Source organism: Allobosea sp. TWI1241 (genome assembly GCF_039673065.1).
In the GTDB taxonomy this organism is placed as follows: domain Bacteria; phylum Pseudomonadota; class Alphaproteobacteria; order Rhizobiales; family Beijerinckiaceae; genus Allobosea.
Window position 1 is genome coordinate 129,170 of sequence record NZ_JBDJKW010000006.1, and the last position, 11,199, is coordinate 140,368.

8 protein-coding genes, 1 tRNA gene and 1 pseudogene are annotated in these 11,199 nt (G+C 69.0%); 9 read left to right on the top strand and 1 reads right to left on the bottom strand.

Annotation, left to right across the window (positions count from 1 at the left end):
- Positions 1–112: 112 nt before the first annotated feature.
- Positions 113–364, bottom strand: coding sequence for a sulfurtransferase TusA family protein (locus tag ABE438_RS10145; RefSeq protein WP_346502490.1), 252 nt, complete (start codon positions 362–364; stop codon positions 113–115).
- A gap of 352 nt (positions 365–716) precedes the next feature.
- On the opposite strand from ABE438_RS10145, the gene fdnG reads away from it, so the two are divergent.
- The 9 genes and pseudogenes from fdnG (at position 717) to ABE438_RS10190 (ending at position 11,196) form a co-directional block, all read left to right on the top strand.
- Positions 717–3,803 carry a formate dehydrogenase-N subunit alpha gene (gene fdnG, locus ABE438_RS10150; protein ID WP_346502491.1) on the top strand — a complete coding sequence of 1,029 codons (3,087 nt, stop codon included), beginning with the start codon at positions 717–719 and terminating at the stop codon, positions 3,801–3,803.
- A 14-nt stretch (positions 3,804–3,817) separates the two neighbouring features.
- Entirely contained in the window at positions 3,818–4,726 is a 909-nt protein-coding gene (fdxH, locus tag ABE438_RS10155) for a formate dehydrogenase subunit beta (protein WP_346502492.1), read from the top strand.
- Entirely contained in the window at positions 4,723–5,415 is a 693-nt protein-coding gene (locus tag ABE438_RS10160) for a formate dehydrogenase subunit gamma (RefSeq protein ID WP_346502493.1), read from the top strand. The genes fdxH and ABE438_RS10160 overlap by 4 nt, the downstream gene beginning before the upstream one ends.
- A 79-nt stretch (positions 5,416–5,494) precedes the next feature.
- Positions 5,495–6,412: a formate dehydrogenase accessory protein FdhE gene (fdhE, locus tag ABE438_RS10165; RefSeq protein WP_346502494.1), complete on the top strand. Its 918-nt coding sequence runs from the start codon at positions 5,495–5,497 to the stop codon at positions 6,410–6,412.
- A gap of 12 nt (positions 6,413–6,424) precedes the next feature.
- Positions 6,425–7,834 (top strand): L-seryl-tRNA(Sec) selenium transferase, encoded by a 1,410-nt coding sequence (gene selA / locus ABE438_RS10170; protein WP_346502495.1) that lies wholly within the window; start codon positions 6,425–6,427, stop codon positions 7,832–7,834.
- Positions 7,831–8,649, top strand: coding sequence for a tetratricopeptide repeat protein (locus ABE438_RS10175; RefSeq protein ID WP_346502496.1), 819 nt, complete (start codon positions 7,831–7,833; stop codon positions 8,647–8,649). Before selA ends, ABE438_RS10175 begins: the two co-directional genes overlap by 4 nt.
- Positions 8,646–10,493, top strand: a pseudogene (gene selB / locus ABE438_RS10180) (selenocysteine-specific translation elongation factor); the annotation flags it as partial. The gene ABE438_RS10175 and the pseudogene selB, both read left to right, overlap by 4 nt.
- A 129-nt stretch (positions 10,494–10,622) precedes the next feature.
- Positions 10,623–10,718: transfer RNA gene (locus tag ABE438_RS10185), tRNA-Sec, on the top strand.
- 19 nt (positions 10,719–10,737) lie between these two features.
- Complete coding sequence (locus ABE438_RS10190; protein WP_346502497.1) at positions 10,738–11,196, top strand: hypothetical protein; 459 nt, start codon at positions 10,738–10,740, stop codon at positions 11,194–11,196.
- Positions 11,197–11,199 lie beyond the last annotated feature (3 nt).

Consider the following 11,199-nt stretch of genomic DNA (forward strand, 5'->3'; position numbering starts at 1 on the left):
GCGGCGGCGGGAAGAGGAAAACCGCCGTCACGGCGGCGCGGCGCAGGCGGAGGCCGCCATCGGGCCGGCCCGCGGGAGAACACCGTTGCCGCCGCCTCCTCCGCTCGCGGCGTCAGTCCCTGCCCTCTCCGGCGTGTTCGAGGCCCGGCCGCGCGAGCCGGAACCGGAAGACGCCGTCCTCCAACGCCGCCTGATCGGCCAGGGTCAGCCCGTTGCGGGCGGCATAGACGGGGATGTCGATCCTGCTCAGCGGGTCGGTGCTCAGGATTTCGAACACGGCCGCCTGGGGATTCTCGCGCACCGCGCGCGCGACCCGCAGCACCACTTCCGGGCAGAACAGCCCGGCGAGATCGAGCCTCAGCATGGCGGGCACAGCAGCATCGCAGGATAGCGGTCCGCCGGCATGGTTTCGCCATGCCCGGCACCTGCGTCATCTGGGCGGCGGGCCTGGGCGGGCACTGCAACAACGAACGAATACATTGTCTTGTGAATCGCTCTCTTGGTATTTGTGCAGCGCAAAAACAGATTTTTGCGCCGAAAGTCGTATCGCTAGTCGTGGCGCGACTTCCAGAATTCCTTTGCGGGACTCGCAGCACCGCCCGGCTGCGGCAGTCTAGCACCTTTCGTTTCTTGACGTGCGTTTACAAATTGGGCAAATTCTAATGTGAGGGAAATTCAGGGATTTCCTGCCTCGCCAAACCAAGGAGCGCAAACCCATGCTGAGAGAGATCTCGCGTAGACAGTTCCTCGGAACTGCCGGCGCCGGTCTTGCGGGCACGGCGATCGGGGCCTTCGGCTTCGACGGAGCGGCGGAGGCCCTGGCGGCCTCGGTTCGCCCGTTCAAGCTGGCCGAGACGGTCGAGACCCGCAACATCTGCACCTATTGTTCCGTCGCCTGCGGAATCATCCTGTATTCCAAGGGGGCCGACAAGGCTGCCGGCAAGCGCGGCGAGATCGTCCATATCGAGGGCGATCCCGACCATCCGACCAATCGCGGCACGCTCTGCCCCAAGGGTTCGGCGCTGCTCGACACCGTGAAGTCCGAGACGCGCTCGCTCTATCCGCAGATGCGCAAGCCCGGCTCCGACAAATGGGAGCGGATCTCCTGGGATCAGGCGCTCGACCGGATCGCGCGCCTGATGAAGGACGATCGCGACAAGAACTTCATCGAGCGGAACAAGGACGGCACGACCGTCAACCGCTGGACCTCGACCGGCTTCCTGGCCGCGTCGGCGACGACGAACGAAACGGCCTGGTGCACCTACAAGGTCGTGCGCTCGTCCGGCATGCTGGTGTTCGACAACCAGGCGCGCGTCTGACACGGCCCGACGGTGGCGAGTCTCGCCCCGACGTTTGGCCGTGGAGCCATGACGAACTCCTGGACCGACATCAACAACACCGACCTGGTCATCATCATGGGCGGCAATGCCGCCGAAGCGCATCCCTGCGGCTTCAAATGGGTGACCGAGGCCAAGGCCAACCGTGGCGCCAAGCTGATCGTCGTCGATCCGCGGTACACGCGCTCGGCCGCCGTGGCGGATTACTACGCTCCGATCCGTCAGGGCACCGACATCGCGTTCCTGCTGGGGGTGATCAACTACCTGATCAAGAACGACAAGGTTCAGTGGGAGTACGCCAAGAACTTCACCTCGGCCGCCTTCATCGTGAAGGAGGGCTTCGGCTATCAGGACGGCCTGTTCACCGGCTATGACGAGGCCAAGCGCGACTATGACCGGTCGAGCTGGGACTACGAGTACGACGAACAGGGCTTCGTGAAGGTCGACATGACGCTGCAGCATCCGCGCTGCGTCTGGAACCTCCTCAAGGCCCATGTCGCCCAGTATACGCCGGAGCTCGTCGAGCGCATCTGCGGCACCCCGAAGGACGCGTTCCTGACGGTCGCCAAGATGATCTCGGAGACCGCGGCGCCCGACAAGGCGATGACCTCGATGTACGCGCTGGGCTGGACCCAGCACTCCAAGGGTTCGCAGAACATCCGCTGCATGGCGATGCTTCAGCTGATCCTCGGCAACATCGGCGTCGCCGGCGGCGGCATGAACGCGCTGCGCGGCCACTCGAATATCCAGGGTCTGACCGATATCGGCCTGATGTCGAACCTGATCCCCGGCTATCTGACGCTGGCCAACGAGCGCGAGACCACGCTCGACACCTACATGTCGACGCGCGGCTTCAAGCCGACGCGGCCCGGGCAGATGAGCTACTGGCAGAACTACCGGAAGTTCTTCGTCTCCTTCCAGAAGATGATGTGGGGAGACGCCGCCCGCGCCGACAACGAGTGGGGCTTCAACTACCTGCCGAAGCTGGACGTGCCGTCCTACGACATCTTGCGTGCATTCGACATGATGCATCAGGGTCAGATGAACGGCTATTTCTGCCAGGGCTTCAACCCGCTGCTCTCGTTCCCGAACAAGAACAAGATCAAGGCGGCGCTCGGCAAGCTGAACTTCCTCGTCGTCATGGATCCGCTCCAGACGGAGACGGCTCGCTTCTGGGAGAACCACGGCGAGTTCAACCCCTCCGATCCGGCCAAGATCCAGACAGAGGTCATCGAACTGCCGACGACCTCCTTCGCCGAGGACGAGGGCGCCACCGTCAACTCGGGCCGCTGGCTGCAGTGGCACTGGGCCGGCGGCGACGCGCCCGGCGAGGCGCGCCCCGACATCTGGATCATGGCCCAGATCCATCGTCGCCTGCGCGCGCTCTACGAGAAGGAGGGCGGCGTCTATCCGGACGGCATCCTCAACCTCGCCTGGAACTACAAGGACAAGGAGGAGCCGACTGCGGCTGAACTCGCGCGCGAGCTCAACGGCTACGTGCTCGAGGACGTGCTGGACCCGGCCGATCCGAGCAAGAAGCTGCTCGAGAAGGGCAAGCAGGTCGCCACCTTCGGCGTTCTGCGCGACGACGGCACCACGGCCTGCGCCAACTGGATCTATGCCGGGTGCTGGACCGAGGCCGGCAACATGATGGCGCGCCGGGACAACAAGGACCCGTCGGGCCTCGGCATCCACCAGAACTGGTCCTTCGCCTGGCCGGCGAACCGGCGCGTGCTCTACAACCGCGCCAATGCCGACCTGTCGGGCAAGCCCTGGGATCCGAAGCGGGCGCTCATCGCCTGGGACGGCGCCAAATGGTCGGGTCCGGACATTCCGGACATCGCCCCGACGGCCAAGCCCGAGACGGTGATGCCCTTCATCATGACGGATGAGGGCGTGGGTCGCCTCTTCGTCCGCCGCATGATGAAGGACGGGCCCTTCCCGGTTCACTACGAGCCGTTCGAGAGCCCGGTCGCCAACGTCGTCGCCCCCAAGATCAGGGGTAACCCGGCGGCGCGCGTCTTCAAGGGCGACATGGAGCAGTTCGGGACCTCGTCCGAGTTCCCGTTCGCCGCTGTGACCTACCGCCTGACCGAGCACTTCCACTACTGGACGAAGCACAACCGGGTGAATGCGATGCTGCAGCCCGAGTTCTTCGTCGAGATCTCGGAGGAGCTCGCCAAGGAGCGCGGCATCCAGAAGGGCGGCTGGGTGCGGGTCGATTCCGCACGCGGCTACGTCAAGGCCAAGGCCGTGGTGACCAAGCGGATCAAGCCGCTGATCTGTGACGGCAAGACCGTCCATATCGTCGGCATCCCGATCCACTGGGGCTTCATGGGCGCGGCCAAGAAGGGTTTCGGCGCGAACACGCTGACCCCCTTCGTCGGTGACGCGAACATCGAAACGCCGGAATACAAGGCGTTCCTCGTCGATATCCGGCCCGATGCCGGCCCGGCAGTCTCGTAAGGGAGGGCGACACGATGGCTAACGCTGTTCTCGAAATCGCCCGCCAGTCCGCGACGCGTGGCGGCATCACCGGGGCGCTCGCGCCACAGGACGACTTCCAGCTGGTCAAGCTGATCGATGTCTCGAAATGCATCGGCTGCAAGGCCTGCCAGTCGGCCTGCCTGGAGTGGAACGACCTGCGCGAGCCGGTCGGCATCAATGTCGGCGTCTACGACAATCCGCACGATCTGACGGAGAACTCTTGGACGCTGATGCGCTTCACGGAATGGGACAATCCCCAGACCGGGCGCCTGGAATGGCTGATCCGCAAGGATGGCTGCATGCATTGTGCCGATCCGGGCTGCCTCAAGGCCTGCCCGGCCCCCGGCGCGATCGTTCAGTACACCAACGGAATCGTCGACTTCCAGAAGGACCACTGCATCGGCTGCGGCTACTGCATCAAGGGATGTCCGTTCAACATCCCGCGCATCTCGAAGGCCACCGAGAAGGCCTACAAGTGCACGCTCTGCGTCGACCGCGTCGCGGTCGGCCAGGGGCCTGCCTGTGCCAAGGCCTGCCCGACCAAGGCGATCTCCTTCGGCACCGAGACGCAGATGAAGCAGCTGGCGGCCAGCCGGATCACGGATCTCAAGTCGCGCGGCTACCAGAATGCCGGGCTCTACGATCCGCCGGGCGTGGGCGGCACGCACGTCATGTACGTGCTGCACCACAACGACCAGCCCCAGCTCTATGCCGGCCTGCCGAAGGACGCCCGGATCTCCCCGGTCGTCGAGGTCTGGAAGGGCATGACCAAATATGCCGGCCTCGCCGTCATGGGTCTTGCCGCTGCCGTCGGCCTCATCCACCATACGGTGGTCGGCGCCAACCGCGTCACCGAGCATGACGAGGTCGAGGGCGAGAAGATCAAGGAGGGCAAGGCATGAGCCACCCGTCCATGAATCACCCGTCCGAGGCCCAGGTCGAGAAGCACGCCGTCTCGCGTTATTCGGGCGGCGCGCGCCTCAACCACTGGATCACGGCGGTGACGCTGATCCTGCTGGCGATCAGCGGGCTCTCGCTCTTCACCCCGTCTCTGTTCTGGCTCACCGGCCTGTTCGGCGGCGGGGCGCTGACCCGCGAAATCCATCCCTGGCTCGGCGTGCTGCTGTTCTTCTCCTTCATGGGGCTCTTCCTCCGCTTCTGGAAGCTAAACCTGTGGAACCGTGACGACACGGCCTGGATGAAGAACATCGACGCCGTGGCCAAGGGCGACGAGGAGAAGCTGCCCGAGGTCGGCAAGTACAATGCCGGGCAGAAGCTGGTCTTCTGGGGCATGTCGCTCTCGATCATCGCGCTGATCACCTCGGGCATCGTGATCTGGGATAAGTATTTCTACCAGTTCACCACGATCGACCAGAAGCGCTGGGCCGTGCTGATCCACGCCGTCGCCGCGGTCGGCGCCATCACCATCTGGATCGTCCACGTCTATGCGGCGATCTGGGTGCGCGGCACCATCCGGGCGATGACGCAGGGTTCGGTAACGGCGGGCTGGGCCTACCGGCACCACCGCAAATGGCTGCGCCAGGAAGCCAGGAAGCCAGAGGCGCCCCGGCCGGCCCAGCCGGCGGAGTGACCTGCCCCGAGACAGACGGAGCGGCGCGCGCGCGTGCCGCTCCGTCCCTTTTTTGAACGTGACCCGTGAGGTTCGTGCCGTGTCCCAGCCGACCGCCCCCCAGTTCCAGCCGGTGCATATCGGCACCGCGGCCAAGCCGCCACTCGCCGTCGTGCCCGAACCGGCGACGCTGTTCGCCCGGCGCGCCGAGCGCTTCCGCGCCCTGTCGCCGGACCATCAGCTCGCGGGCTATCTCGGCTTCCTCGCCGATCTCGCCGACGCCCAGGCCGCCATCCTGCCCGGATTGCCGCCGGCCGTGCTGCCGGACGCCGCGCTGGTCGAGCGCGCCATAACCCATGGCATGGCGCCGATCGCCCGTTCCGAGGTCGCGATCGACGACACGGTGATGACCACGCTCGACAGGCTGCTCGACGCCGCGCGCGGCATCGCCATGCCCGACAGCGCCCAGGCCGCGCGTGACGGCGTCATCGCCGCCCCCGCCGAGGAGAAGCGGGCAATGATCGCCAATGTCCTGGCGGATTCCCTGCCGGCCAACGAAATGGCCGAGCACGTCTTCGTCGCTGCGGCGCTCCAGGTGCACTTCGCCCGTCTGGCGGCGCAGTTGCCGGGCGAGCGGCTGACCCCGGTCTCCGACGGCGCCTGCCCGGCCTGCGGCGGCCCGCCGGTCTCCTCCTCCGTGGTCGCCTGGCAGGGCTCGGAATCGACGCGCTTCGCCACCTGCGCCAGCTGCGCCACCGCCTGGCACGTCGTGCGGATCAAATGCGTCGCCTGCTCCTCGACCAAGGGCATCCACTACGCCCATGTCGAGGGCACCGCCGACACGCTGAAGGCCGAGTGCTGCGACGAGTGCGGCACCTATCTCAAGATCCTCTACAACGTCCACGACGCGGCGCTCGACGCTGTCGCCGACGATGTGGCGAGCGCAGGCCTCGACCTGCTCGTGCGCGACAAGGGCCATCGGCGCTCCGGATTCAACGTCTTCCTCGCCGGTTTCTGACGGGAGCGCGCCATGCACGCTCCCCAAGCCGACATCCGCCCGCGCCTGCCCTCGGTCGACCGCGTCCTCCAGAGCGAGACCGGCCGCGTCGCGCTGGCCGCCCACGGCCAGGCCGCGGTGACCGCAGCCATACGCGCGGCGCTCGCCGGCTGGCGGGAGAGGGTCGCCCAAGGCGGCGCGGCACCGGAGGCCGAGGCCGTCGCCCGGCAGGCGCAGGCCGCGCTCGCGCGCGCCGATGCACCCTCGCAGCGCCGCGTCTTCAACCTCACCGGCACGGTGCTGCACACCAATCTCGGCCGTGCCGTGATGCCGGAGGAAGCGGTGCAGGCGGTGGTGACCGCGATGCGCCATCCGACAACGCTGGAATTCGCGCTCGACGGCGGCGCCCGCGGCGAGCGCGACGACCATGTCCGCGGCCTGGTGCGCGAGCTCACCGGGGCGGAGGACGCCTGCCTCGTCAACAACAACGCCGCCGCGGTGCTGCTGGTGCTCGCCACACATGCGGCGGGCCGCGAGGCCATCGTCTCGCGCGGCGAGCTCATCGAGATCGGCGGCGCCTTCCGCCTGCCGGAGATCATGAAGCGCGCCGGCACCCGCCTGCACGAGGTCGGCACCACCAACCGCACCCATCTGCGCGATTTCGAGGAGGCGATCTCGGAGGAGACCGGCGTCATCCTCAAGGCGCATGCCTCGAACTACGCCATCCAGGGCTTCACCGCCGAGGTCGACCCGACGAAGCTGGCGACTCTGGCGCAGGCCAAGGGCCTGCCCTTCATCGACGATCTCGGCTCCGGCACGCTGGTCGATCTCGGCCGCTGGGGGCTGAAGCGCGAGCGCACGGTGCAGGACGCGCTCAAGGCCGGCGGCGATCTCGTCACCTTCTCCGGCGACAAGCTGCTCGGCGGCCCGCAATGCGGCTTCATCGTAGGCCGCAAGGAGCTGGTGCGCGCCTGCGCCAGAAACCATCTCAAGCGCACGCTGCGGCTCGACAAGATCCGCCTCGCCGCGCTGGAGGCGACCTTGAAGCTCTATCGCGATCCCGACCGGCTGGCCGAGCGCCTGCCGACGCTGCGCGCCTTCAGCCGGACGCAGGACGACATCCGCGCCCAGGCGGCGCGGCTGCTGCCGGCCTGGCGGGAGGCGCTGCCGGAGGGATTCACGGCCGAATTGCGCGACTGCGCCAGCCAGATCGGCTCGGGCGCCATGCCGGTCGACACGCTGCCGAGCGCCGCGCTCGCCGCGGTCCCGGCCGGCCGCCACAAGGGCGAGGCGCTGGAGCGGCTCTCGGCCGCGCTGCGCGCCCTGCCCGTGCCGGTGATCGGCCGGATCAAGGACGACGCCGTTCTGCTCGACCTGCGCTGCCTCACCGAGGAGGACGATTTCCGCGCCCAGCTGCCGGCGCTGACGGGAGGGGCCGCATGATCCTGTCCCTGCTGCGCCGCCGCTCCGCCGGAGCCCCCGCCGCGCCGAGCGCCCCCGCCCCGGAGGCGAATGTCGAGGACCAGCTCGCCGAGGCGAAGGCCCTGGCGCAGGGCGGCGACTACGACGCCGCTCTGGCGATCTGGGGGCCGCTGGCGCATCAGGGCGTGGCGCGCGCCGCCAACAATGTCGGGGCCTGCTTCATGGGCGGGCTCGGCGTCGTCGCCGACCATGAACTCGCCGTGCGCTGGCTGACGCTGGCGGCCGAGGGCGGCGATCCGGCCGGACAGCGCAACCTCGCCGCCGCCTATCTCCAGGGCCAGGGCGTCGCGCAGGACGACGCGCAGGCGCTCGACTGGTATCGCAAGGCCGCCCGCACTGGCGACGCGCAGGCGCAGGACATGCTGTCCTGGATGCTGCTGGAGCGCGAGGACGCCTATGCCCACGCGCTCGAGGCCCGGCAATGGGCGGAAGCGGCGGCCGAGGCCGGCATCGCCAGCGCCATGACGCGGATGGGCATGTTCTTCCACAATGCGCTCGGCGTGGAGCGCGACCCGCAGGAGGCCGTGGCCTGGTGGTCGCGCGGCGTCGCCGCCGGCGATGCCGACGCCATGGCGATGCTCGGTGCCGCCAACCATCTCGGCCAGGGGGTCGACCGCGATCCGGTGCGCGCCATGGTGTTGCTGATCATGGCGCGCCAGCGCGGCTCGCAGCTCGCCAACACCTTCTTCGAGGCGGTGAAGCAGAGCCTCGCCCCTGGCGATTTCGACAAGGCGGAGGCGCTGGCCTCGCGCATCGCCGTGGACGCGCCGTCATGATCGTCGGCACCGCGGGCCATATCGATCACGGCAAGACCTCGCTGGTGAAGGCGCTGACCGGCGTCGACGCCGACCGGCTGAAAGAGGAGAAGCAGCGCGGGATCACCATCGAGCTCGGCTTCGCCTACTGGCCGCGGCCGGACGGGCAGGTCACCGGCTTCGTCGACGTGCCGGGCCATGAGCGCTTCGTCCACACCATGCTGGCGGGCGCACAGGCGCTCGACCTCGTCCTGCTGGTGATCGCCGCCGATGACGGGGTGATGCCGCAGACGCGCGAGCATCTCGAGATCGTCGAGCTGCTCGGGCTCGACCGGGCGCTGGTGGCGCTGACCAAGATCGACGCGGTCGCGCCCGGACGGCTCGCCGAGGCCGAGACCGAGATCGCCAACTGGCTTGCCGGCACCCGTCTGGCCGGCACCCCGATCCTGCCGGTCTCCAGCCTGACCGGCGACGGCATCGACGCCCTGAAGGCCGCGCTCGACGCGGAAGCCGCGCGGCTGCGGGCCCGCGATGACGGCCGCCTGTTCCGGCTTTCGGTCGATCGCAGCTTCACCCTGCAGGGTGCCGGCGTCGTCGTCACCGGCATGGTGCTCGACGGAGCCGTCGCGGTCGGCGACGAGGTGGTGTTGTCGCCGTCGGGGCTGACCGCGCGCGTGCGCGCCATCCACGCCCAGAACCGCAAAGCCGAGCGTGGGCGGGCGGGCGATCGCTGTGCGCTCAACCTCGCCGGGCCGCAGATCGAGAAAGGCGCGATCCATCGCGGCGACATGGTGGTCGCCCCGGCCGGCCACGCCCCGACCCAGCGCATCGACGCCCGCATCAAGGTCGCGCCCGGCGCGGTCAAGGGCCTGCAGCAATGGATGCCGGCCCGCTTCCACCACGCCACCGCCGAGATCGGCGCCCGCATCGTCCTGCTCGGCGAGGGCCAGCCCCAGCCCGGCGAGGAGGCGCTGATCCAGCTCGTGCTGGAGAAGCCGATCGCGGCGCGCGCGCTCGACCGCTTCGTGCTGCGCGACGTCTCGGCCAGCCACACGCTCGGCGGCGGCGTCCTGCTCGATCTACGCGCGCCCGACCGCAAGCGCCGCACGCCGGAGCGGCTGGCGGCGCTGGACGCCGCCGGCCGCACCGACCCCGCCGCGGCGCTCGCCGCCCTGCTGGCGGCGACCAGCGGCACCGTCGATCTCGCCGCCTTCGGGCGCGATCGCGGCCTCGATACGGCCGCCACCACCGCACTCGCGGCGCAGGCCGGCGCCGTGGTCTTCGCCGAGGGCCGCGCCGTGCTCGGCCTGGCGCAGGACCGGCTCGGCGCCATCGAGGAGGCCGTGCGCGCCGCGCTGGCCGCCTTCCATGCCGAGAACCCCGACCTCACCGGCACCGGGCTGGAGCGGCTGCGCCTGCAGACGGCGCCGCGCGTGCCGGCCCCGGTCTTTCGCGCCATCCTGCGCGGCTTCGTCGGCGCCGGCTGGCTGGTGATCGACGGCAACTGGGTCCGGCTCGCCAGCCATCAGGTCGCGATCTCGCTGGAGGAGGAGAACCTCTGGTTCGAGCTCGGCCGCCACATCTCCGGCGGCGAGCGCTTCCGCCCGCCGCGCGTGCGCGACATCGCCCGGCTGACCGGCGAGGACGAGGGCGACATCCGCCGGCTGTTCAAGCGGCTCGGCCGCGCCGGCGAGATCGACGAGGTCGCGCATGACCATTTCTTCCTGCGCCGCACGGTGGCGGAAGCGGTCGACATTGCCTGCGCGGTCGAGCTCGCCGCCAATGGCTGGTTCAACGCTGCGCTCTATCGCGATGCGGTCGAGGCGGCCGGCGGGGGCACGGTCGGCCGCAAGGTCGCCATCCAGATTCTCGAATTCTTCGACCGCCACGGCGTCACCATCCGCCGGGGCGACCAGCGTCGGGTCAATCCGCACCGCCGCGACCTCTTTGCAGTCGCGTCCGAGCATGCGAAGACGCAGGACGTCGATGGTTCTGGAAGAGAAGCGTCCCTGGTGGGGCGGCCGGACTTCAAATCCGGTTGGGGCCGCGAGACGGTCTCAGGTGGGTTCGACTCCCATTCTCTTCCGCCACTTCCCGGAGGAGCGGCCCGTGCCGGCATTGGCTGAGACCTTCCTCTCCCGTCTGGCGGACGACGCAGCGGCCGGCGATCGCGCCGAGGCGGAGCTGCGCCGCGAGTTCGGCGAGCGGCTGGCGCAGGTCGAGCGCGAGCGCGTCTTCGCCAATCGCCGCCTGCACCTGATGCGCTGCCTCGCCGCCGCGGTCGAGGGCGCGGAGGACGATGCCGCCGCGCTCGCCGCCGGCGACCGGGTGATCGAGGCCGAGTTCGGCCTGAGCCGCGCCAGCGAGGCGCATGGCGTGATCATGGACCGGTTCCGGCCGGTGGCCGACGCGGTCGACACGCTGCTGAACTGCGAGGCAGAGCCCGACCATGCCGCCGTGCTCGGCGCGCTGGCGAGCTTCGAGCGCTGGTACGAGACCCATACCGGCAAGCCCTTCCTCGCCCTCTACGACGTCTACCGGGCCCAGACCCCGGTCGTGGATTTCTGAGAC